This window comes from Micromonospora sp. WMMD961, from assembly GCF_029626145.1.
Lineage (GTDB): Bacteria > Actinomycetota > Actinomycetes > Mycobacteriales > Micromonosporaceae > Micromonospora.
Window position 1 is genome coordinate 275,640 of the sequence record NZ_JARUBJ010000002.1, and the last position, 22,223, is coordinate 297,862.

At 70.5% G+C, this 22,223-nt stretch carries 19 protein-coding genes; 9 read left to right on the forward strand and 10 right to left on the reverse strand.

Translation table 11 applies throughout. The annotated features are described in order from the left end of the window. Window positions 1-150: 150 nt before the first annotated feature. Window positions 151-1,611 (reverse strand): CCA tRNA nucleotidyltransferase, encoded by a 1,461-nt coding sequence (locus O7614_RS01400; protein WP_278136694.1) that lies wholly within the window; start codon window positions 1,609-1,611, stop codon window positions 151-153. 126 nt (window positions 1,612-1,737) lie between these two features. Between O7614_RS01400 and murJ the strand changes: the two genes are divergently transcribed. The 7 genes from murJ to O7614_RS01435 all read left to right on the forward strand — a co-directional run bounded on the left by murJ (window position 1,738) and on the right by O7614_RS01435 (window position 10,113). Continuing rightward, window positions 1,738-3,489: a murein biosynthesis integral membrane protein MurJ gene (murJ, locus tag O7614_RS01405; RefSeq protein WP_278136695.1), complete on the forward strand. Its 1,752-nt coding sequence runs from the start codon at window positions 1,738-1,740 to the stop codon at window positions 3,487-3,489. Between the two features lie 445 nt (window positions 3,490-3,934). After that, window positions 3,935-5,545, forward strand: coding sequence for a protein kinase family protein (locus O7614_RS01410; protein WP_278136696.1), 1,611 nt, complete (start codon window positions 3,935-3,937; stop codon window positions 5,543-5,545). Between the two features lie 43 nt (window positions 5,546-5,588). Further along, a complete protein-coding gene (sigM, locus tag O7614_RS01415; RefSeq protein ID WP_278136697.1) occupies window positions 5,589-6,305 on the forward strand; it encodes an RNA polymerase sigma factor SigM in 717 nt (238 codons plus the stop codon). Beyond that, window positions 6,302-7,303, forward strand: coding sequence for a hypothetical protein (locus O7614_RS01420; RefSeq protein ID WP_278136698.1), 1,002 nt, complete (start codon window positions 6,302-6,304; stop codon window positions 7,301-7,303). The genes sigM and O7614_RS01420 overlap by 4 nt, the downstream gene beginning before the upstream one ends. A gap of 183 nt (window positions 7,304-7,486) precedes the next feature. After that, the gene (gene trxB, locus O7614_RS01425) at window positions 7,487-8,437 is read left to right on the forward strand and encodes a thioredoxin-disulfide reductase (protein ID WP_278136699.1); all 951 of its coding nucleotides are present in this window, start codon (window positions 7,487-7,489) and stop codon (window positions 8,435-8,437) included. Window positions 8,438-8,469: 32 nt separating this feature from the next. Next, a complete protein-coding gene (gene trxA / locus O7614_RS01430; protein ID WP_088987049.1) occupies window positions 8,470-8,793 on the forward strand; it encodes a thioredoxin in 324 nt (107 codons plus the stop codon). 156 nt (window positions 8,794-8,949) lie between these two features. Next, window positions 8,950-10,113: an N-acetylmuramoyl-L-alanine amidase gene (locus O7614_RS01435; protein WP_278136700.1), complete on the forward strand. Its 1,164-nt coding sequence runs from the start codon at window positions 8,950-8,952 to the stop codon at window positions 10,111-10,113. Window positions 10,114-10,138: 25 nt separating this feature from the next. Here O7614_RS01435 and O7614_RS01440 read toward each other — a convergent pair whose 3' ends face one another. Then, window positions 10,139-10,804 carry a GNAT family N-acetyltransferase gene (locus O7614_RS01440; protein WP_088987047.1) on the reverse strand — a complete coding sequence of 222 codons (666 nt, stop codon included), beginning with the start codon at window positions 10,802-10,804 and terminating at the stop codon, window positions 10,139-10,141. Window positions 10,805-11,098: 294 nt separating this feature from the next. On the opposite strand from O7614_RS01440, the gene O7614_RS01445 reads away from it, so the two are divergent. Both O7614_RS01445 and O7614_RS01450 read left to right on the forward strand, forming a co-directional pair. Beyond that, entirely contained in the window at window positions 11,099-12,412 is a 1,314-nt protein-coding gene (locus tag O7614_RS01445) for a PLP-dependent aminotransferase family protein (RefSeq protein WP_278136701.1), read from the forward strand. Between the two features lie 7 nt (window positions 12,413-12,419). Then, window positions 12,420-13,424, forward strand: coding sequence for a D-alanine--D-alanine ligase (locus tag O7614_RS01450; RefSeq protein WP_278136702.1), 1,005 nt, complete (start codon window positions 12,420-12,422; stop codon window positions 13,422-13,424). A gap of 352 nt (window positions 13,425-13,776) precedes the next feature. Here O7614_RS01450 and O7614_RS01455 read toward each other — a convergent pair whose 3' ends face one another. The 8 genes from O7614_RS01455 to rnpA form a co-directional block, all read right to left on the reverse strand. Beyond that, window positions 13,777-14,889: a hypothetical protein gene (locus O7614_RS01455; protein WP_347404329.1), complete on the reverse strand. Its 1,113-nt coding sequence runs from the start codon at window positions 14,887-14,889 to the stop codon at window positions 13,777-13,779. Window positions 14,890-16,193: 1,304 nt separating this feature from the next. Next, on the reverse strand, window positions 16,194-17,207 hold the full coding sequence (locus O7614_RS01460) for a ParB/RepB/Spo0J family partition protein (protein WP_278136703.1): 1,014 nt from the start codon (window positions 17,205-17,207) through the stop codon (window positions 16,194-16,196). Window positions 17,208-17,234: 27 nt separating this feature from the next. After that, on the reverse strand, window positions 17,235-18,548 hold the full coding sequence (locus O7614_RS01465; protein ID WP_278136704.1) for an AAA family ATPase: 1,314 nt from the start codon (window positions 18,546-18,548) through the stop codon (window positions 17,235-17,237). Between the two features lie 255 nt (window positions 18,549-18,803). Further along, window positions 18,804-19,511 (reverse strand): 16S rRNA (guanine(527)-N(7))-methyltransferase RsmG, encoded by a 708-nt coding sequence (gene rsmG, locus O7614_RS01470; RefSeq protein ID WP_278142109.1) that lies wholly within the window; start codon window positions 19,509-19,511, stop codon window positions 18,804-18,806. 151 nt (window positions 19,512-19,662) lie between these two features. Then, window positions 19,663-20,283: a R3H domain-containing nucleic acid-binding protein gene (locus O7614_RS01475; RefSeq protein ID WP_278136705.1), complete on the reverse strand. Its 621-nt coding sequence runs from the start codon at window positions 20,281-20,283 to the stop codon at window positions 19,663-19,665. Between the two features lie 213 nt (window positions 20,284-20,496). Next, window positions 20,497-21,486: a membrane protein insertase YidC gene (gene yidC / locus O7614_RS01480; protein ID WP_278136706.1), complete on the reverse strand. Its 990-nt coding sequence runs from the start codon at window positions 21,484-21,486 to the stop codon at window positions 20,497-20,499. After that, window positions 21,483-21,779, reverse strand: coding sequence for a membrane protein insertion efficiency factor YidD (yidD, locus tag O7614_RS01485; RefSeq protein WP_278136707.1), 297 nt, complete (start codon window positions 21,777-21,779; stop codon window positions 21,483-21,485). The genes yidC and yidD overlap by 4 nt, the downstream gene beginning before the upstream one ends. Next, window positions 21,776-22,192, reverse strand: coding sequence for a ribonuclease P protein component (gene rnpA, locus O7614_RS01490; protein WP_278136708.1), 417 nt, complete (start codon window positions 22,190-22,192; stop codon window positions 21,776-21,778). The genes yidD and rnpA overlap by 4 nt, the downstream gene beginning before the upstream one ends. Window positions 22,193-22,223 lie beyond the last annotated feature (31 nt).

The following is a 22,223-nucleotide window of genomic DNA, read 5'->3' on the forward strand; positions in this document are numbered from 1 at the left end:
CGACGGGCGCCGCTCCCGGTTCGGGGGTGGCGCCCGTCGCTGTACCGGCTGTCTCGTCGCGGGCAAGCCGTAGAGATCTTGGAAGGAAAGCGCCCTTCCAGGGGCATCTTCCTTCCAAGATCTCCCGCAGGAGGCAAGAGGGCGGGCGGGCTACTCGATCAGGCCCTCGGCGCGGGCCCAGCGCAGCAGCTCCGCCTCGGCGGCATCGCGGTCCAGCGGCCCGTGTTCGAGGCGCAGTTCCTTGAGGTGCTTCCAGGCCCGGCCCACCACCGGCCCCGGCGGTACGCCGAGCAGCTCCATGATCGCGTTACCGTCCAGGTCGGGGCGGACGCGGGCCAGGTCCTCCTCGGCCGCGATCCGGGCGATCCGGTCCTCCAGCGCGTCGTAGTCGGCAGCGAGCTGCGCGGCCTTGCGCCGGTTGCGGGTCGTGCAGTCCGAGCGGGTCAACTTGTGCAGTCGGGGCAGCAGATCTCCGGCGTCGGCGACGTAGCGGCGTACCGCCGAGTCGGTCCACTCGCCCCGCCCGTACCCGTAGAAGCGCAGGTGCAGCGCGACCAGCGCGGTCACCTTCGCGGTGATCTCCTTCGGGTACCGCATGGCCTTCATCCGGGCCTTGGTCAGCCGCGCGCCGACCACCTCGTGGTGGTGGAAGCTGACCCGTCCGTCGGGCCCGACGGCCTTCGTGGCCGGCTTGCCCACGTCGTGCAGGAGGGCGGCCATCCGCAGGACGAAGTCGCAGCCATCGTCCTCGTGCGAGACGGCGTTCGCGACGACAGTCAGGGTGTGCTCGTAGACGTCCTTGTGCTGCGCGTGTTCGTCGATCTCCAGCTTCAACCCGGTCAGCTCCGGCAGGAACCGCTCGGCCAGCCCGGTGTCGACGAGCAGCCGCAGACCGGTGATCGGGTCGGCGCCGCAGAGCAGCTTGGTGAACTCGTCGCGGATCCGCTCGGCGGTGATCCGGTCCAGGTCCGCGGCCATCTCGCTCATCGCCCGGTGCACGTCCGGGTGCACGGCGAAGCGCAGCTGGGCGGCGAACCGGGCGGCCCGCAGCATCCGCAACGGGTCGTCGCCGAACGACTCACCGGGGGTGCTCGGGGTACGGATCACCTTGGCCGACAGGTCGTCCAACCCGCCGTGCGGGTCGGTGAACCGGTGTTCCGGCAGGCTCACCGCCATCGCGTTGATGGTGAAGTCGCGCCGCTTCAGGTCCTCGTCGAGGCTGGTGCCGTACACCACCACCGGGTTGCGGCTGACCTGGTCGTACGACTCCGCGCGGAACGTGGTGATCTCCAGCCGGAGACCGTCGCGCTGCGCGCCGATGGTGCCGAACTCCCGACCGGTCTCCCAGATCGACTCGGCCCAGCCCTTGAGGATCCGCAGCGTCTCGTCGGGATGCGCGTCGGTGCAGAAATCGAGGTCGTCCCCGAGTCGGCCGAGCAGCGCGTCACGCACCGAACCGCCCACCAGGTGCAACTCGTGACCGGCGCGGACGAAGCGGCGGCCCAACTCGTCGGCGACCGGGGAGACTCGGAGCAGTTCGGCGACGGCGTTGCGCTGCGCGGCGGTGAGTTCGCGGCGGTCGGCGGCGTGTGGAGCGGAAGCTTCGGACATGGGATCGCCAGCTTATCGGGCCGGGGTGTGATCCGATCCGCCGGGCGCGGGTAACGGGTGGGGGTTGACTATGGTCTGTGGCGTGCGGGTCGGTGTCCGGCTCGACGTACCCCTGGGAGGCTGGAGATGAGCGGCGGGCTCTACCGCAGCGCCAACGCCGCGAACGACGGCGGCCCTGGCATCCGTCCCGGGGACGGCGCCACGTTCATCTCCGCCGAACCGCTCAACCAGCCGGCCCTGGAGTCGACCGCACCGCCGCAGGAGCAGGTGGGCGAGGCGAGCGCGGCGGCCAACAGCGCGGTGATGGCGATCGGCAGCCTGGTCAGCCGCGGTACGGGCTTCCTGCGCAACCTCGTCATCGGCGCGGCGCTCGGCGGCGCGCTCGTCGGTGACGCGTACACCACCGCGCAGATCCTGCCCGGGATGGTCTACGAGTTCCTGCTCGGCGGCGTCCTCACCAGTGTGCTGATTCCGGTGCTGGTGCGTCGACGGAAGGCCGACGTCGACGGCGGCCAGGCGTACGCCCAGCGTCTGCTCACCCTCGCGGTGCTGGCGCTCGGCGCGGCGGCCGTTCTGGCGGTGGCCCTGGCCTGGCCGCTCACCTGGCTGTACGGCAGCAGTGAGTCGACCGAGGCGTACTCCGGCCTGGTCCGGCACCTGTCGTACCTGATGCTGCCGATGATCTTCTTCTCCGGGCTCTCCGCGTTGATCAGCGCGGTGCTCAACACCCGGGGGCACTTCGCCGCCCCGATGTGGGCGCCGATCCTCAACAACCTGGTGGTCATCGGCACCGCCGGCCTCTACATCGCCATCTTCGGCGCGAAGATCGTCCAGCCGGAGGACATGACGGCTGGCCGGATCATCCTGATCGGTGGGGGCACCCTGCTCGGCGTGGCCATCCAGGCGACCGGCCTGCTGCCAGCCCTGCGCAAGGTCGGCTTCCGCTGGAAGCTGCGCTTCGACTTCCGCGCCCTCGGGCTGCGCGAGCTGGGCCGGCTCGGCGCGTGGATGATCTGCTACGTCGCGGTCAGCCAGGTCGGCCTGATCGTGCTGTTCAACCTGCTGAACCGGGCCGGCAAGGAGAACGCCGCCGGTCCGCTGATCTACAACAACGTCTTCCTCCTGCTGATGACCGCGCACGGCATCATCGCCGTCTCGATCATCACGGCGCTGATGCCCCGGATGAGCGCGGCCGCCGCCGACGGCCGGTACGCCGACCTCGCCGCCGACCTGTCTCGGGGCACCCGCACGGTCACGGCGGTGCTCGCTCCGATCGCGGTCTGCTACGCCGTCCTCGCCACGCCTATCGCGTTCACGCTGTTCCGGGTCGGCGCCTTCACCGAGGACAACGCCACCGCCACCTCCGTCGTGCTGCTGGCCGCCGCGCTGGCGCTGGTCCCGTTCGCGGTGAGCCAGCTCTTCACCTTCGCGTTCTACGCGCTGCCGGACACCCGTACCCCTGCGCTGATCAACATTCCGGTGGTGGCCCTGCGGGTCGGCGTGCAGATCGTGCTCTTCGCAGCCTTCTCCGCGAGCTTCGCCGGCGCCGGGATGATGATCGGTAACGCGGTCTCCTACCTGGCGGCGGCCATCGGGTCGGCCTGGCTGCTCCGCCCGCGCGTCGGGCGTATCGGCCTCGGGGAGATCATGCGGACCGGCGGTCGGGTCCTGGTCGCGGCGCTCGGTGCCGCGTTGGTTGGCGTGATCGTGGTGAAGCTGCTTCCCGGCGACGCCACGCCGAGCCGACTCCAGGCGATCGTCCAGCTCGTGATCGGTGGTGCGGTGATCGGCGGGACCTATCTGGGTCTGGCCATGCTGCTGCGGATCGGTGAGATCACCGAGGTGGTCGGCATGGTCCGGCGTCGCCTCGGTCGCTGATCGCCAGCAACCGATCACAACAAGTTGGCACACATACGGACCGTCACTGCGGATCACCAGGCTGGGGACGCAGCTGTGGATAACTCCGCGATTCGCCGGTCAACCACCGCATCGTCCTGTGGATAACCAACCGTACGGCTGAGCGTGGCGGGCCGATCGGCGGGAACAGGTCAGGTGTTGGGAGCGTCCCACCAGTCCAGCCCCGGCGTCGGTCACTTGCGGTGAAGCCGTAGATTAGCTAGTACATGTGCCAGCAACGTGGCTGACAACGGTCGTAACCGGACGACTTCTCCGACTGCCGGGAACCCGCCAGGTGCGGCGGGAAGATGACATGTCGGTGAGGCGGGCAACCCGGGTAAGGTCGCTCTCGACGGGTACGGCAGGGGGCGACGCTGCGCGTCGAAACCGGTCGGCCGGTTCCTTCAACGGCAGAGCGGGAAGCCACATGCCCAGCAGTGCGGGTCCATCGATCGACACGATCACCGAGGGAGGACGGGTGACCCAGGTCGGCGAGGGTCAGGAGGCGGACGAGAGCGCTCCTCCGGTCATGACCTTCGGTGCTCCCACGGCCGGTGAAGTCCTCGCCGAGCGGTACGAGCTGGTTGAGCACATCAACAACGACAGCGCGGGTCGGCTGGTCTGGCGCGGGGTCGACGTCATCCTGCGCCGTCCCGTCGCAGTGGTGCTGCGCTACCCGGGCGGTGACTCCGCCACCGAGATGCTTCAGGCCGCCGTCGCGGCCAGCCGGGTCATCCACCCCAACCTGGTCGGCGTCTACGACGCGATCGACGAGGCCGACCGGGCGTACGTGGTACGCGAGTGGGTCGACGGGCAGTCTCTGCGGGACCTGACGGCCGACGGCCCCCTGGACCCGGCCCGGGCCACCGCGATCGGCAACGCCGTGGCGAGCGCCCTCGCCGCGGTGCACGCCACCGGAATGGTGCACGGCAACGTCCACCCCGGCACCGTCATGATCAGTGACGAGGGCCGCGTCGTCCTGGCGGACGCCCGCACCGACGGCGACGACAGCCAGGAGAACGACATCCGGGCGGTCGGCGGTGTCCTCTACTTCGCCCTGACCGGCTACTGGCCGCACGCCGAGGCACCGCTGCGTGGCGCCACCGCCGGCCACGGCCGTGCCGCCATCCCGGACGCCGTTCGGGACGCCGGGGGCCTCCTCGCGGCACCCCGCCAGGTCCGGGCGGGTGTGCCCGCGTACCTGGACGACCTGACCATGGATCTGCTCGACGCCCAGATCGCGCCGCCGTCCTCCGATGTGCTCGCCGCCGAGCTGGCCCGACTTGACGTGCCGGCCGAGGAGGAGCACTACCTCGACAACAGCGGGCCGCTGCGGTTCGCCGCCGAGACCGGCGAGGAGCCGTCGCCACTGGCCGCGGCCGGGGGTCGCAAGGTCGCCCTGGGCATCGCCGGTCTGCTGATGGTCGCCCTGGTGGGTCTGCTGATCGGCATCAGCACCCTGGGCGACGACGGCGACAAGGACCCGCAGGCCAACCAGCCTCCCGCTCCCACGTCCAGCGCACCGGCCGGCGATGCCACACCGGCCGCCAACGAGGTGCGCCCGCTGGCGGTGAAGAATGTCCGGATCATCGACCCGGACAGCAAGAACCGCAGCGAGGTCGGCGGGGCCGAGAAGGTCATCGACGGCGACGAGGACAAGGGCTGGGAGACCGAGACGTACCAGGGCCGGCCCAACTTCGGCAACCTCAAGAAGGGCATGGGGGTCTGGCTCGACCTCGGCGAACCGCACAGCGTCATGTCGGTGCAGGCCGTGCTCTCCGCGCCGGGCGCGTCCGCCCAGCTCATGTCCGGCACGACCAACCCGCCGTCGAGTTCGAGTGGCGACAAGCAGTTGGTCGCCAACTACACGGACCTCATCGGGCAGCCCTTCGAGGACCACGACGGCGCCACCATGGCGTTCAACGGGTTCGACGCCGACAAGAAATACCAGTACCTGCTGTTCTGGATCACCGAACTGCCCCCGTCCGAGGGTGGCTTCAAGCTGGGCGTGCAGGAGATCACGGTCCAGGGGTCGTGATCCGGACGGCTACCTCCTGGCACGGCTCCCACCGGACGTGGTGATGGACGGGCACGCCGCAGCTACCGATCTGGAGCTGCTGCGTGCCCACGTCGATGGTGATCCGCACGCCTTCGCCGAGCTGTTCCGCCGGCACCGCGACCGGCTCTGGGCCGTCGCCCTGCGTACCCTCGGGGACCGCGAGGAGGCAGCCGACGCTCTCCAGGACGCGCTGCTGTCCGCGCACCGGGCGGCGGCCCGGTTCCGTGGCGACTCCGCCGTCACGACCTGGATGCACCGCATCGTGGTGAACGCCTGCCTGGACCGGATCCGTCGCCGACAGGCGCACCCGACAGTGCCGCTGCCGGACGGCAACCGCGCCGAGGACGGTCCGGGCGTCGGCGGACCCGAGCCGGCCGCCCCGGCACCGGACCACGACACCGCGCTGGTGGTCCGCGAGGCGCTTGCCGCCCTGCCCCTCGAACAACGCGCCGCACTGGTGCTGGTGGACGTCCAGGGCTACCCGGTCGCCGAGGTCGCCCGCATCCTCGGCGTGGCCGAGGGCACCGTGAAGAGCCGGTGCGCCCGGGGCCGAGCCCGTCTGGCGGTGACGCTCGGCCACCTCCGCCCAGCGGTGGCCGCCACGCCCGCACCCCGATCGGATCCAGCCAGCCTGAACGGTGACGTGCCGGGCGTCACGCCGGGGAACCCGGGCCGGGCGGAGGGCGTCGGATCGAGGTCGAGCCGGTACCGGCGGGACGCCAACCAGGAGGACACGTGACGACCGAGGGGTTCCGGGAGGTCGACGGCGACCTCCTCGCCGACTACCTCGGCGGGGCGTTGGACGGCACCCCGCAGCAGGAGGAAGTCGCTCGACTGGTGTCCACGGACCCGGCCTGGGTCGAGGCGTACGCACAGCTGGCCACCGCGATGACCGAGGTCCGCGCGAGCCTGGCCCGGTGGGCCGAGCCGTCACCGGAGATGCCGCAGGCGATCGTCGACCGCCTCTCCGCCGCGCTGGCCGCCGCGGAGCCGACCTCCGGCGGCCTCTCGACCGAGCACCGGGTCGACGTGGGCGACGCCTCCTCGACGCCACCGGTCGTACCGGCCCAGGGTAGGCCCGGTCGCCGGCCCACCACCTCCACGACGGCGCGGCCGGTGCACCGGACCTCCACCGGCCCTGGCCGGCGCTGGCGTGAACGGGTCCGCCGCGGCGGCCCGGTGGCAGCCGTCACGGTCGCCGTCGTCGCGGTCGCGCTGGGCCTCACCCAACTGTCCGGGAGCGTCTCGCACGACACCGGTGTCACCGCCCTGAACCAACCGGCCAGCGCACCCGACGGCGTCGCTGGGGCCGGCACGGCCCGCACCACCGGGCCGGCACTACGCAGCGGTACGGATTACACCCCGCAAACCCTCGGCAACGAGCAGGGCAGCGTGCAGAGCGCGCCGAACCCCAGCCGGGCGGCCGGCAACACGCCCGGCGCCCAGCCGGAGGCGGATGCCGGGGGAAGTCGACGTCCGATGACCGACGGGCTGGACCAACTGGCCCGGTTGACCGACGAGACCGCGCTGACGACCTGCCTGAGCGCCGTGACGGCGGAGCACGGAAACGGTCCGTTGGTGATCGAGGTGATGGACTACGCCCGGTTCCAGGGCGAGCCTGCGCTGGTCATCCGCTTCACCGATGCGACCGGGGCCCGCTGGGCCTGGGTGAGCGGCGCGGAGTGCGGAGTGCCCGGGTCCGGCTCGGACAGCCGGTATTCGGCGCGGGTAGGGTGAATCCACGGTCGATGGCGCGATGACCGCCCACGTGACCTGACCCACCGGATGCCCGGCTAGGGAATCCCCGGTTCGTACGATGACGTTCTGGAAGTCAGCTGCCGGCCCCACCCAGGTGTCGGCAACTCGGATCGGCATCGGTGCTCACGCCGACGCCGAACACACACAACTCGGGAGACGGCAGTGGACGAGGTCCGCAACCTGATCATCATCGGCTCCGGGCCGGCTGGCTACACGGCGGCTGTCTACGCCGCGCGCGCCAACCTGAAGCCGCTGATCATTGAGGGCGTGCAGTCCGGTGGTGCGCTGATGACCACGACCGAGGTGGAAAACTTCCCCGGCTTCGCTGACGGCATCCTCGGTCCCGAGCTGATGGACAACATGCGCAAGCAGGCCGAGCGGTTCGGTGCCGAGTTCCTCACCGACGACGTGACCCGGGTCGAGCTGGTGGACACCGGCGACGTCGGCTCCGGCGCGGTGAGCACCGTCTGGGTCGGCGAGACCGCCTACCGGGCCCGATCCGTCATCCTCTCCACCGGTTCGGCCTGGCGTCCGCTGGGCGTGCCCGGTGAGCAGGAATATCTGGGTCACGGCGTCTCCGCGTGCGCCACCTGTGACGGCTTCTTCTTCCGCAACCAGCACATCGTGGTCGTCGGCGGCGGTGACTCGGCGATGGAGGAGGCCACCTTCCTCACCCGCTTCGCCGACACGGTGACCATCATCCACCGCCGCGACTCGTTCCGCGCCAGCAAGATCATGGCCGACCGGGCGCTGAGCAACGAGAAGATCAAGGTCGAGTGGAACAGCACCGTCGAGGAGATCCTCGGCGACGACGGCAAGGTCACCGGCGTACGGGTCCGCAACGTGCACACCGGCGAGACCAAGGTGATGGACGTGACCGGCGTCTTCGTGGCCATCGGTCACGACCCGCGCAGTGAGCTGTTCCGGGACCAGGTCGAGCTGGACGACGAGGGCTACGTCAAGGTCCACGCCCCCAGCACCCGCACCAACGTGCCCGGCGTCTTCGCGGCCGGCGACGTGGTCGACCACACCTACCGTCAGGCGATCACGGCGGCCGGCACCGGCTGTGCCGCCGCGCTCGACGCCGAACGGTTCATCGCGACGCTCAGCTGAAAAACAGGAACACATCCCGGAGGAGGGGCATAGTGGGAAATACCAAGGCGGTCACGGACAAGAGTTTCGTCGCCGACGTGCTGCAGGCCGACAAGCCGGTTCTGGTGGACTTCTGGGCCGAGTGGTGCGGCCCCTGCCGCAAGGTGTCGCCGCTGCTCGAGGAGATCGCCGGCGAGATGGGTGACCAGGTCACCATCGTCAAGCTCAACATCGACGAGAACCCGGAGACCGCGCGGGCCTACCGGGTGATGTCGGTGCCGACGCTCACCGTCTTCAAGAACGGCCAGCCGGTGCAGTCCATCGCCGGCGCCAAGCCGAAGGGCGAGCTGGTCCGGCTCATCCAGTCGGCTCTCTGATCAGCAGCAACACCTACCGAACCCCGTACCCGATCGCCGGGTGCGGGGTTCGGCGTTCCCGGCTGTTTTCCCTGGCCCGCCACCTCGCCGCGCCGGAGCGCATAGCCTCAAGCCGAGGCCGCCCGGCCAGCCAGCGTCGTGCAGAGGGGGTCGTGCGTGCGTCCGATCCGACCCGGTGACCGAGGACCCGCGGTCACGGAGATCCGTACCATCCTTCTCGGCCTCGAACTCCTCGCCGCGGCCGGGACGCATGCCGACGAGTTCGACCTCGACACCGAACGGGCGGTCCGCGCGTTCCAGCAGTCCCGCGGGCTCAGCGTGGACGGCCGGGTCGGCGCGGAAACCTGGCGCGCCCTGGACGCCGCACGCTGGCGGCTCGGCGCCCGCACCCTCTACCACGCCGTTCCCGAGCCGCTCAGCGGCGAAGACGTCCGGTCACTCCAGGAACGGCTGCTGGAGATGGGGTACGACGTGGGCAGGGCGGACTCCATCTACGGCATCCGGACGGCCCGCGCCGTGGCGCAGTTCCAGCGCGAGGTCGGGCTCACCCCCGACGGCTCCTGCGGCCCACACACGATGAACGCACTGCGCCGGATCGGCCGCAAGGTCGTCGGCGGCCGCCCGCAGTGGCTCCGGGAGTCCGACGCGATCCGGCAGTCCGGGCCGGCGCTGGTCGGCAAGACGGTGGTCATCGACCCCGGCCACGGGGGCACCGACCCCGGGATGGTGGTGCCCGACGGGCCGCTGCGCTGGACCGAGGCGGACCTGGTGCACGACCTGGCCAGCCGGCTGGAGGGGCGACTCGCCGCGTCCGGGGTGCGGGTGCAACTCACCAGAGGGCCGTCGCCCGACAGGTGCCTGCCGGACACCGACCGGGCCCTGCTGGCCAACTCGCTCGGTGCCGACGTGTTCATCTCACTGCACCTCGACGGCCACGCCAACCCGGACGCGGAGGGCGTCGCGACCTACCACTACGGCACCGACAACGGAGTGACCTCGGCGACCGGTGAACGCCTGGCCGGGCTCGTGCAGCGGGAGATCGTCGCGCGTACCGGGCTGCGGGACTGCCGTACCCACGCCAAGACCTGGGAGTTGCTGCGACTGACCCGGATGCCCGCCGTGCGGGTCGAGGTCGGCTACCTCACCTCGCCCACGGACCGCGCCCAACTGGTCGACCCCCGGTTCCGGGACCGTGTGGTGGAGGCGATCGTGGCCGCGGTGCAACGGATGTACTACCCGATCGAACGGGACGTCCCGACCGGCTCGCTGGACGTCAGTGAACTGCGGGCGGTCGTGACCGCCGGCACGGTGATCGACTGATCGTCGAGCACCGCCGCCTCGACCGTCATCCGTTGGTGGAACGCGTCGCCGGGGCGGGACGAACCGGCCGGAGCAGGGTTTCCGGGCTCATCGACCCGAGCAGCTTCTCCAGCGCGTACTCGACGTCGGACTTCCAGCTCAGCGCGGTGCGCAACTCGAGACGCAACCGGGGGAAACGCGGATGCGGGCGTACGGTCTTGAACCCCACCGAGAGGAAGAAGTCGACAGGCGCCACACAGCCACCGGAGGGATCGTCGGCGTCACCGAACTTGGCGTCCCCGAACGCCTCGATTGCCTTGATCCCCCGCTTGGTCAGGTCCCGGGCGACGCCCTGCACCAGCATCCGGCCCAGCCCGCCACCGGCGAACGCGGCGACCACGTTGGCGGTCATCAGCAGTGCCGCGTCGGCGGATACCGGTGAGGTAGGGAACGCCATCGAGCGGGGCACGTAGGCGGGCGGGGCGTACATCACGAAGCCCGCCGGCATGCCGTCGACGTACGCGAGCTTGCCGCAGGAGCCCCACTCCAACAGCGTCTGGGAGACCCACGCCTCCTTCTCAAGACCCGGATCACCAGCAGCGCAGGCCCGATCCGCGGAGACCGGGTCGAGCTCCCAGTAGACGCACTGCCGGCACGGGCTGGGAAGGTCTTCCAACGTGTCGAGGGTCAGGCTGACCAGACGTCGCGACATATGGCGCATCCCCACAATAGGCTCGGTGGTGAGACCGGCATGGAACGACAGCGCCGCCTTCCTGCCCCCGACGAGCGATCGTACGCCGCCGATCGGCGATGCGGGAGAGGACGCGCAGATGCCCACCCGGTGGGGGACGACGGGGGCGGTCCGCCATGTGGTCGATCTGTCTCGGCGCGGCCTCAGCACGACCCTGGCGGACTAGGATCGACAATCGGTGTGCCCGCGGCCATGGTCAGCGGCGTGTGGGGTACCCGGGGCGGGAGCCACCCGAGCAGCGATCGAGGTGAGGTCATGACCGGCACGACACTCGACGACTACACCGACCGGTATGCCCGGCGGGTACGCGGGATGACCGCCTCCGAGATCCGAGCACTGTTCGCGGTCGCCAGTCGTCCGGAGGTCGTCTCGCTCGCCGGTGGTGCTCCGTACATCGCCGCCCTTCCGCTGGACGCGGTCGGTGAGATGCTCGGCCGGCTCGGCTCCGAGCACGGCGTCACCACCCTCCAGTACGGCATCGGTCAGGGCACCCTCGAGCTGCGCGAGCGGATCTGCGAGGTGATGTCGCTCTCCGGGATCGACGCCGCTTGCGGCGCCTCTCCGGAGGACGTCGTGGTCACCGTGGGCGGGCAGCAGGCCCTGGACCTGGTGGCCCGGCTCTTCCTCGACCCCGGTGACGTGGTGCTGGCCGAGGGCCCGACCTACGTCGGTGCGCTCGGGGTCTTCCAGGCCGCCCAGGCGCAGGTCGTGCACGTGCCGATGGATGCGGACGGACTCGTCCCGGAGGCGCTGGAGGCGGCCATCGCCGACCTTGCCCGCGCCGGCCGCCGGGTGAAGTTCCTCTACACGATCCCCACCTACCAGAACCCGACCGGTGTGACGCTCAGCGAGGAACGCCGGGAACGGGTCCTCGACATCTGTGAGCGCGCCGGCCTGCTCGTCGTCGAGGACGACCCGTACGGCCAACTGGGTTTCGAGGGTGAGGCCCCCGCGCCCCTGCGGGCCCGCCGCCGGGACGGGGTCTTCTACCTCAGCACCTTTTCCAAGACCTTCGCGCCCGGGCTGCGGGTCGGTTGGATCCTGGCGCCGCACGCGGTCCGCGACAAGCTGGTCATCGCCAGCGAGGCCCAGATCCTCTGCCCCAGCGGTTACGCCCAGGCCGCCGTCTCCACCTACCTGGGCACGATGCCCTGGCGGCAGCAGCTCAAGGTCTATCGCGAGGTCTACCGGGAGCGCCGGGACGCCCTGCTCGACGCGATGACCGACCTGATGCCCGAGGGCACCAGCTGGACCACGCCGGCCGGCGGTCTCTTCGTGTGGGCCACCCTGCCCGACGGGCTCGACTCCAAGGCCATGATGCCGCGAGCGGTCGCCGCCCGGGTCGCCTACGTTCCCGGCACCGGTTTCTACGCCGACGGCACCGGCACCGGCGCGATGCGCCTCAACTTCAGCTTCCCGCCGCCGGAACGGATCCGCGAGGGTGTCCGCCGGCTGTCCGGCGTGATGGAGCAGGAGATCGCGATGCGACGGGTCTTCGGCCCCGTGGGTGGCGCCGCCGGCCGCCGCGGCCGGGCCGGCTCCGACGTGCCGGGTCCCGACTTGGCATGATGCCGGCATGGGTACGACCGCCGCTGAGCGCTTTCTCGTGACCGATTCCGCAGCCTCGCCCGACCTGCGCGTCGTGGTGCTCGCGGGCGGGCTCTCCTACGAGCGCGACGTGTCACTGCGCTCCGGCCGCCGGGTTCTCGACGCGCTCCGGGCCGTCGGGGTGGAAGCCGAGATGCGGGACGCCGACGTGGCACTGCTGCCTGCGCTCGCCGCGGACCCGCCGGACGCCGTGGTGATCGCACTGCACGGTGCCACCGGCGAGGACGGCTCGCTGCGGGGAGTCCTGGACCTCTGCGACATCCCCTACGTCGGCTGCGACGCCAGAGCATCCCGAGTCGCCTGGGACAAGCCCTCGGCCAAGGCGGTGCTCCGCGAAGCCGGCATCCCCACCCCGGACTGGGTGGCACTCCCACACGATCGCTTCTCCGAGCTCGGGGCGGTCGCCGTACTGGACCGGATCGTCGACCGGCTGGGCCTACCTCTCATGGTGAAGCCGGCACAGGGCGGGTCTGGGCTCGGTGGCGCGGTGGTCCGGGACGCCACGGCGCTGCCCGCCGCGATGGTCGGCTGCTTCGCGTACGACTCCACCGCCTTGGTGGAGCGGTACGTTCCCGGCATGGATGTCGCGGTCTCCGTCGTCGACCTCGGCGACGGCCCGCAGGCGCTGCCACCCGTGGAGATCGTGCCGCGCAACGGCGTGTACGACTATGCCGCCCGCTACACAGCAGGGCGGACCACCTGGCACGCCCCGGCCCGGCTGGACCCGGAGGTGGCCGCCACGGTCGCTGACGTGGCTCTCGCCGCACACACCGCACTCGGACTGCGGGATCTCTCCCGCGTCGACGTGATCGTGGACGCTTCTGGCCAGCCACACGTGCTGGAGGTCAACGTCTCACCGGGCATGACCGAGACCTCACTGCTACCGCTCGCGGTGCAGGCGGCCGGGCTGGACTTCGGTCGCCTCCTCGGCACCCTGGTCAGGCGCGCAGCGGCTCGCCTCGCCACGTCCTGATCTGCTCGGCGGCGCTTTCCGCGCCGAGCGGCACGACGCACGAGTCGGCCATGAGGCCGGCACGTGCGTCGCCTGCGGATGCGGTCGCCGTCCCATCGTCGGTCGGGCCCGTTTGGTCGAGTCGTCGAGGCGTCGGTGTTCGACGCCTCGACTGCTGTCACCGTGAGCGCCGGCGCTTGGGTTGGTTGCTGTCCTGGGTGCCGACGTCCTGGGTCCTGCTGCCGCCCCGGTGCTGTTGTCCTTGATGTTGCTGGCCGCTGTCCTGGGCGTCGTTGTCTGGCGTAGCCATATGGGCGGCGGCGGTGTCGGGCGGGGCCGATCGGCGGCCTCGTTTCCTGTGTGCGGTGGCCTCCTATTGGCGGCCGTCGGTGGCGTCCTCGGTGGCACCGACATCCGAGGCGTCATCCCGGTCGTTGAGGACCGAGCGTGCGTTGACAGGCGCCGTCACCGCGCCGGCGACCCCAGGCGCTGGCGTGCCGTGTCCTGGCATGCCGGGCGCTGGGATGGCGGAGGCCGGCGTGCCGGGCGTGGGCGTGCCGGGCGTGGGCGTGCCGGGCGTTGGCGTGCCGGGCGTTGGCGTGCCGGGCGTTGGCGTGCCGGCGGGTGCACCCCCGGACGCGTTGTCGGCCGCTGCCGGGTCATCGGATCCGCGCGTCGCATCGCTGATGAGTGCGGCGGCGCCTACCTCGGTGTCTCCGCCGTGCGCGACCGCGTCGGCCGAGGACGCCGCATCACCCAGGGCGTTATCGACGTCGGCGGTGGGGTCCGGTGCTGGCTCGGGGATCTCCTCTGCCGCCTCGATGACCGAGGCTGCCGCTGCCGCCGCGGCAGCATCTGCGGCAGCGGCATCTGCGGCGGCCGACTGGGCAAGCAGGCTGGAAGGGGCCTGCCACTGGATGCGGGGCGGCTCGGCGAGCGGGCGGCCACCAAACTCGGCGAGCCAGGCGGCGACGAGCGCCAGATTTTCCCGCCACTGGGCTTCGGAGATCGGCGGCAGGATCGAGTCCCACAGGGACAGGAAGGTGCCCCGCAGCTGAAGGCGGCCATACGGTCGGGCGAGGAACCACATGTGCAGGTGGGCTGAGCCGTCGCCCCACCGGTTGACGTGCACTCGCGCCACCCCGTCAAGGGACCGGATGGCTCGCTCCAGACGCACGGTCATCACGCCCAGCTCGGCAGCCAGCAGATTCGGCAGGTCACCGAGGTCGAGGTGAGTCCGCGATTCCAGGATGAGCACCATGGGCAGCCCCGTTGGCCGGTCCATGGCGCGTACCCGCCACCGCTCTCCGACCCAGATGTAGGCGTCGTCGGGCGCGTTGCAGGCGGTGCATTCCCGGAGACCCTCGCCCTTCCGGGGCGGTTCGACCGGGACCGGATCATCGAGTTGCTTCACGTGGAGGTCGCCCTCGAAGGGAAACGACGGCCACTGGGTGAAGTCCGGCACTGAGGGAGGGGTGTCGTGCACGACGCTGACCCTAACCGAGTCTGGCACCGCTGTCCCTACCTGAATGATCGGTCCCGACACAGCGGATCAGCGCCTGTCGTCGACCCGGCACGCCGGGTCACCTACCCTCTGGTCGAGCGGTATCCACAGGCTGCCGAGATCCTGAACACAGGCCGTCATCCACAGGCTCACACCCACTCCCACGCGCTGTTTCACGTGAAACAGGGGGTGCCTGTGGAAAACCGGTGTGGATAACTTTTCCACCTGCCGATCGTTGTCCGCAGACCACCGCAACGGACTGCGACGGCTCCTCGCCGGCAGCCCCCTGACAGGTGCTGTGCTGCGTGCTCCAGAGGTCGCCCGACGCTTGCGGCCACCCTCCAACGGTCACCGGCCGAACGGCCGACCCGGTATCTGGGGATCGTCCGGACACAGTCCTCGGCGCACGTTTTCCACAGGGCTGGGACACCTGCGGACGCGTCCGCCACGCTGACGCTGGTCCACGCGACTCGTCCCGAGATGGCTCAGTGAGCCGCTGCGCCTCTCGCAAGTTGCTCGCTGTTGCATAGAAGTGTGGCGACACTTGCGCGGCTGGCGCGAGCGGTGGACAGCCACCGAGTCTGGGAGCGCAGCCCGGCAACCCGGAGTGGAAGACCAGCGGCCGTGGCCGCGCCCGGTCAGCCGTCCGCCGACCGAGGCAGTCAAGGCCACCGCAAGGCATGCCGCGCCCACGCCCTCGATCAGTCACGTGTTCCAGGGGCGTCGAGCGCTACAGGCGTGCTGCCGACTCAGGGGCACTGAGAGGCTCACCGAGCAGTGGGGCCGACTCCAACTACCCCTGCCGACCTTCGAGACGGCAGCGGGCCACTCAGCGGCGCACAGGACGTGCCATGAACAACAGCCGGGATCCGCGCCGGCCTGGTAGCCCTGGGGACGGCCGAGGTTTCACGTGAAACAGCGCAGCAGGCGCTGCCGGCCATACCGGCAGAGTCCCACTCTGCACGATCGACCCTTCGGGTGAGCGGCCCAATGGGTCGGAGCAAGCACACGGGCTGGACTCCACCGAGCCACAGGCGAAACTCGGCGGTCCCCGCCGTGCCAGGGGAGCATGCTCGACTCCCGCTCTCCTGCTCTCCTGCTCTCCCGCCAGCCCGCCAGCCCGCCAGCCCGCCAGCCCGCCAGCCCGCCAGCCCGCCAGCCCGCCAGCCCGCCAGCCCGCCAGCCCGCAGGAGCATAAGAACAGCGGCCGTTTCACGTGAAACAACAAGCGGATACAGAACGGCCGCGCACCCGATGGGTAGCGCGGCCGTCGGCGAGAGGAGTGGTCAGCCCTCGCCCTCCTCCTGCTGCACTCCGATGATTCCGACGATCCGCTCCAGGTCGTCCACCGTCGCGAACTCGATCGTGATCTTGCCCTTGCTCCGACCGATGTCCACCTTCACCCGGGTGTCGAAGCGGTCCGAGAGCCGGTCGGCGAGATCGTTCAATGCCGGCGCGTGTGCCTTCGGTCGGCGCTTCGCGGCTTGGCTCTTTGCCGACCCGTCGTTGAGCGTCAGCGCCACGATCTCCTCGGTCGCCCGAACCGACAGGCCCTCGGCCACGATTCGCAACGCCAGCTGTTCCTGTGCCTCTGCCTCGTCCAGGCTCAGCAGTGCCCGGGCATGGCCGGCCGACAGAATCCCCGCCGCCACCCGACGCTGCACCTGAGCCGGCAGGTTCAACAGTCGGATCGTGTTGGAGATCTGCGGGCGACTCCGGCCGATCCGACGGGCCAGCTCCTCGTGGGTGGCGCCGAATTCCTCCAGCAGTTGCTGGTAGGCGGCGGCCTCTTCGAGAGGGTTCAGGTTGGCCCGGTGAATGTTCTCGAGCAGGGCGTCGCGGAGCATGGCGTCGTCCCGGGTGTCCCGGACGATCGCCGGTATGTTCTCCCGTCCGACCGCCTGGGCGGCACGCCAACGCCGCTCGCCCATGACGAGTTCGTACTTCTCGTCGTCGAGCTGACGGACGACGATGGGCTGGAGAAAGCCGACCTCCTGGATCGAGGTCTTGAGTTCCTCCAGTGCCTCCTCGTCGAAGACCTGACGGGGCTGCTTCGGGTTGGGCAGGATCGCGTCGACCGGGATCTCGGCGAAGCGTGCTCCGGGCACCGGGCTGAGAGTGGGCTCCGGTTGGTGGACCGGCACGCCGACGGCCGCCGCGGGGATGGCTGCGGCAGCAGCCTCCTCCTCGTGCTCGTTCTCCGGTTCAGCCGTCGCGGTGCCGGTGGCACCCGGCGCCGGCCCGGTCGGGATCAGCGCCCCGAGGCCCCTACCCAGACCGCCCCGAGGACGGTTCTTCATGCCACGCCTCCCAGCGACTCGTCCGCACTACGCATTCCGGCCCACCGGCTCCTTGACGCCTCGCTCGGCGATCTCCTGGGCGGCCTCGAAGTAGCTCGTTGCTCCCCGCGAACCGGGATCGTAGGTCATGACCGACTGGCCGTAGCTCGGTGCCTCGGAGACCCGGACGTTACGGGGGATGACCGCCTGGAGGACCTTGTCACCAAAGTGGTTCCGGACGTCCTGCTCGACGGCGTCGGCCAACCGCGTACGGCGGTCGTACATGGTCAGCAGGATCGTGGAGACATCGAGCTTCGGGTTGAGGTGCTGGCGTACCAGGTTGATGTTGTTGATCAGCTGGTTGAGCCCTTCCAGGGCGTAGTACTCGCACTGGATCGGAATCAGCACCTCCTGCGCGGCCACCAGGGCGTTGACCGTGAGCAGGCCGAGCGAGGGTGGGCAGTCGATGAAGACGTAGTCGAACTCACCGGGGTAGGCAGCGATTGCCCGGTCCAGGCGCGACTCGCGCGCCACCACCGAGACCAACTCGATTTCCGCGCCGGCCAGGTCGATGGTCGCGGGTACGCACCAGAGGTTGGGGATGCCCTCCACCGCCTGCGCCACCTCCGCCAGAGGCACACTGTTGATCAGGCAGTCGTAGACGTCTGGGATGCCGGTGTGGTGCGGGACGTTGAGCCCGGTCGAGGCGTTGCCCTGCGGGTCGAGGTCCACCACGAGAACTCGGTTGCCATGCAGGGCGAGCGCCACCGCAAGGTTGACGGTGGTCGTGGTCTTACCCACGCCGCCCTTCTGGTTGGCGACGCACATGACCCGGGTCCGGTCCGGTCGAGGCATGGTCACCTCGCCACTGGGATTCAGGATCTGCACGGCGCGCATCGCCTCCATAGCCAACGGTGGGTCATCCTCTTCGCGCGTCGGGGTTTCACGTGAAACGTACGTGGGGTCAGCGGCCACGGCGGCCAACGACTCGGTCGAAGCGACAGGCGCTTCGGCGAGCACGGGTGCGGCATCCCGAACAACCGCCGCGGTGGGTTGGTGTGGGACCGCCGGTTCGAAGCGAACCGCCGCCGCCGTGTTGCGGCGTCCCGAGCTCGACCGAACCTCGGCGGCGTTGACCGGTCGACTCAGGCCCTCCGGCGTCCGACGAGCACTCGCGGGCTCCGAGGCGGTCGAGCTCTCCGGCGGCTCGGACCCCGAACGGTCGTCACGTGCGGCCGGCGGACTGCCCTCTGCTGACCCGGTCATGCCGGGCGACCAGCTCGGGTAGTCGGTTTCACGTGAAACGGGATCGTTGCCTGCCCCGGTCACGCGTGGATCGTCGTACCTGCCGTCGTCATGCACCTGTCATCCCTGCCCGCTTCGGATGGTCGGTCCGCGCCCCGGTCAACTTGGCCACACCACGCTCGCAACCCGGAGCGTACGGCCCTCGGGAGCGGTCGGAGATCCTCGACGTCCACCGCCCGCTCCACACTATCGACGCGCGGTCAGCCTACGGCGGACGGGCGCGGCCGGTCCACGTCGGGTTCTCATCTCCTCGTCCATCCGTACCGGTACAACGAGGCAACCCACCGGCCGGAAGCCCGATGGCGCGACGTGTCAGCGTCGGCGGGAGCGACCGCCCCGGTTGCGCTTGCTCGCCGCCGGGCGAGGACCGACGACCCGCTCGCGGACGATCTCCACCACGGTGGTGGGGGGATCGATCACGTCGACGCCGCACAGGTGCACGGTCGGCTCGCCACCACCCAGCCGAGTCACGACCTCGGCGTGCTCCTCGATCTCCGCGGCGGCGGACGATCCCTTGAGGGCCAGCAGACGACCGCCTCGAACGGCCAGGGGGAGACTCCAGCCCGCCAGCCGATCCAGTGGGGCGACGGCGCGGGCGGTCACCACGTCTCCGCTGATCGGGTCCCGGCCGCTCGAACCGGTGGCCGCCTCGTCGGCCCTACCCCGGAACACCCGTACCGACTTCGCCAGGCCGAGTTGCTCGACGACCTCGATCAGGAACGAGGTACGTCGGGCGAGGGGCTCGATCAGCGTGACCGTGAGGTCGGGGCGGGCGATGGCCAGTACCAGACCCGGTAGACCGGCACCCGAGCCGACGTCGAGCACGGTCGCGCCGGACGGGATCCGCTCGGCGACCGCAGCGCAGTTGAGCAGGTGGCGATCCCAGATGCGGGGTGCCTCTCGGGGGCCGATCAGACCACGGACGACCCCGTCGGTGGCCAACAGCTCGGCGTACGCGGCGGCCAGGTCGAGACGGTCACCGAAGAGGGTCAGTGCGGCCGGCGCCAACTCGGGCGGCAGGGTCGCGTCGTCCGGCGAAGGGACCGTGTCGGAGTGGGCAGAGTTGGCGTCCGGCGCGTCCGGCGCGACCGGGCGGACAGCGGACGGCCCGGGCGGCGTACCGCCCGGGCCGGACACGGCGTCGGCCGTGCTGTCGTCGTGGGTCACCCGGTCAGTCCGCCGGCCGTACGACGATGCGCCGGTTCGGCTCCACACCCTCGGACTCGCTGGCCACGCCGGACATGGCGTTGACCACGTCGTGCACACACTTGCGCTCGAACGCGGACATCGCCTCCAGGCGGACCGGCTCGCCGTACTCCTTGACCTTCTCGACGGCGTTCTTGGCAACGGCGGCGAGTTCCTTACGGCGGTTGGCCCGGTAGCCGCCGACGTCGAGCAGCAGGCGGCTCGGGGTGCCGGTCTGCCGGAAGACGGCAAGGCGAGTCAGCTCCTGGAGTGCCTCCAGGGTCGCCCCGCGCTGACCGACCAGATTCTGCAGACGCTCGCCGACCACCTCGACCATGGGGCGGCCCGCGGCCACCAACTCGTCGATGTCACCGTCGTAGTCGAGGATGTCGAGCAGCCCTTCGACATAGTCGGCCGCAATTTCACTCTGCCGGAACAGGTCGCCCTCGCCGACGGCCTTCTTCGACCGGGCGCCGGACGCGGCGGTGTCGGTGTCGTCGTCCGCCTCGGTGTCGTCGTCCTCGGTGTCGTCACCGTCCACCGCGAGCGTCGCGGTCTCCTCCTCGTCCAGGGGCTGCTCGGTGCGGGGGATGCTGGTCTCGGTCACGGTCTCATCTCCGTACTCGCTCGGCCGGACCGTCGGGTCCGACTGGTTTCCCGGGGCCGGCGGGAGGTCGCCGGTGCCCACGGGCACGTCTGTACGGGCAGTGTCGCCCGTGGCCGCGCGACGCGCGGTCGGTTCCATCCGGCGCCGGCCGTTCGGCGGCTGCGCGGTGTGGAACGGGCCGCCGTCGGATCACCGGCGGCGGCCCCTCGCAGGTCAGCCCTGCCGCTTGGCGGGGCGACCCTTCTTCGGGTTGTTCACCGGCTTGGCACCCGGCTTCGGCCCGGCCACCTTGGGAGCGGCGGCCTTGACCGGCGCCGGCGGAGCCGTCTTGCCTCGACCGAACAGGCCACCGGACTTGGCGGGCTGCACCGGGTTGCGGCTGGCGGCGGGCGCGACGGCCTTCTTGGCGGTCACCGGCGGCGGGAACTTCCGCAGCACCCACTGCTGCTGGCCGAGGGTGAACAGGTTGTTGGTGACCCAGTAGATGATCACACCGATCGGGAAGATCGCGCCGGAGATCAGCAGCGACGCGGGGATGCCGTAGAGCATCAGTCGCTGGATCATCCGCTGCTGCGGGTCCTCGGCCCAGCCGGTCTTGAGGATCATCTGACGGCTGGTCAGGTAGGTGGTCGCGATCATGACCAGGACCAGGACACCGGCGATGACCTTGACGGTGGTGCCGTTGGCGCCGAGGCTGGCCAGTTCGTCGGCGGTGGAGCCGAACTTGCCGGCGATCGGGGCCGTGAAGAGCTTCGCCTGCGACGCGCTCTGGAACTGGTCGGCGGTCCAGCCGTACAGCGTCTTGTTCTGCTTGTCCGGGTCGAGCCGGCGCAGCACGTGGAAGAGGCCGAGGAAGACCGGGATCTGAAGGAACATCGGAAGGCAACCCATCAGCGGGTTGGCCTTCTCCTTCTTGTACAGCTCCATCATTTCTTTCTGGAGCGTCTCCCGGTCACCCTTGTGCTTCTCCTGCAGCTCCTTGACCTTGGGCTGAAGCGCCTGCATCGCCCGCTGGGACTTGATCTGCTTGACGAAGACGGGGAACAGGATCACCCGGACGGTGACCACCAGGAAGATGATCGCCAAGATCCAGGCGAAGTTGGTGCCGATCACCGCGCCGACGGGCACCCCGATGGCGTCCCAGGCAGAGTGCCAGGTCAGCAGGATCCACGAAATCGCGTAGTAGATCCAGTCGAGACTCAATTCGGGGCTCCAGTCACATCAGCGCGGCGGCGGCCGCCCGGCTCCGGTACCGGGTCATATCCACCAGGGTGAAAGGGGTGGCAGCGCAACAGCCGCCGGACCGCCAGCACGGCTCCCCGGAGCGCGCCGTGCCGCACGACCGCCTCCTGGGCGTACGCACTGCACGACGGGTAGAACCGACAGCGGGCCGGCAGTGCCGGACTTATCCACCGACGGTACGCGATGATGGGCGCGATCAGCACCTTGGCACCGGTTGTCGACGGGCGTGGGCTGGTCTGCCCGGTGTCGCTCATCGGGGCCGCCGCTCGCGGGGTGACCGGGCGACCGCGAGGGCGGCGTCCAGGTCGGTGGCGAGCCGGGGGTACGACGCCTGCGCCGCCGCGGGCAGTGCCCTGACGACCAGGGTGCTGCCGGACGGCAGGTCGACCAACCGTTCCCGGACCAGCGCGCGCAGTCGTCGCCGGACCCGGTTACGGGTCACCGCGTTTCCGACGGCCTTGGACACGACGAAGCCGGCACGGGACGGCACGGATAACTGCTCCGCACTGTTGTCCCGCACCGGCTCCGGCGAGGTCGGTGTGCTGGGGTCGGTGATCGCCGGCACGGTCAGGTGGACCACGACGGCGCCACGTCCGGCGCGTCGGCCACCACGAACCGCTGCGGCGAAGTCAGTGCTGCGCCGCAGTCGCTGCGCGGCGGCCAGCACGACTGCCCACGTCCCCTGGACCGGCCCGATC

Coding starts and splice junctions, on each gene's coding strand:
- sigM (WP_278136697.1), top strand. CDS start 5,589: ATGGACGGGCACGCCGCAGCTACCGATCTGGAGCTGCTGCGTGCCCAC.
- murJ (WP_278136695.1), top strand. CDS start 1,738: ATGAGCGGCGGGCTCTACCGCAGCGCCAACGCCGCGAACGACGGCGGC.
- yidD (WP_278136707.1), bottom strand. CDS start 21,779: ATGAGCGACACCGGGCAGACCAGCCCACGCCCGTCGACAACCGGTGCC.
- O7614_RS01440 (WP_088987047.1), bottom strand. CDS start 10,804: ATGTCGCGACGTCTGGTCAGCCTGACCCTCGACACGTTGGAAGACCTT.
- O7614_RS01445 (WP_278136701.1), top strand. CDS start 11,099: ATGACCGGCACGACACTCGACGACTACACCGACCGGTATGCCCGGCGG.
- O7614_RS01450 (WP_278136702.1), top strand. CDS start 12,420: ATGGGTACGACCGCCGCTGAGCGCTTTCTCGTGACCGATTCCGCAGCC.
- O7614_RS01400 (WP_278136694.1), bottom strand. CDS start 1,611: ATGTCCGAAGCTTCCGCTCCACACGCCGCCGACCGCCGCGAACTCACC.
- O7614_RS01460 (WP_278136703.1), bottom strand. CDS start 17,207: ATGAAGAACCGTCCTCGGGGCGGTCTGGGTAGGGGCCTCGGGGCGCTG.
- O7614_RS01410 (WP_278136696.1), top strand. CDS start 3,935: ATGCCCAGCAGTGCGGGTCCATCGATCGACACGATCACCGAGGGAGGA.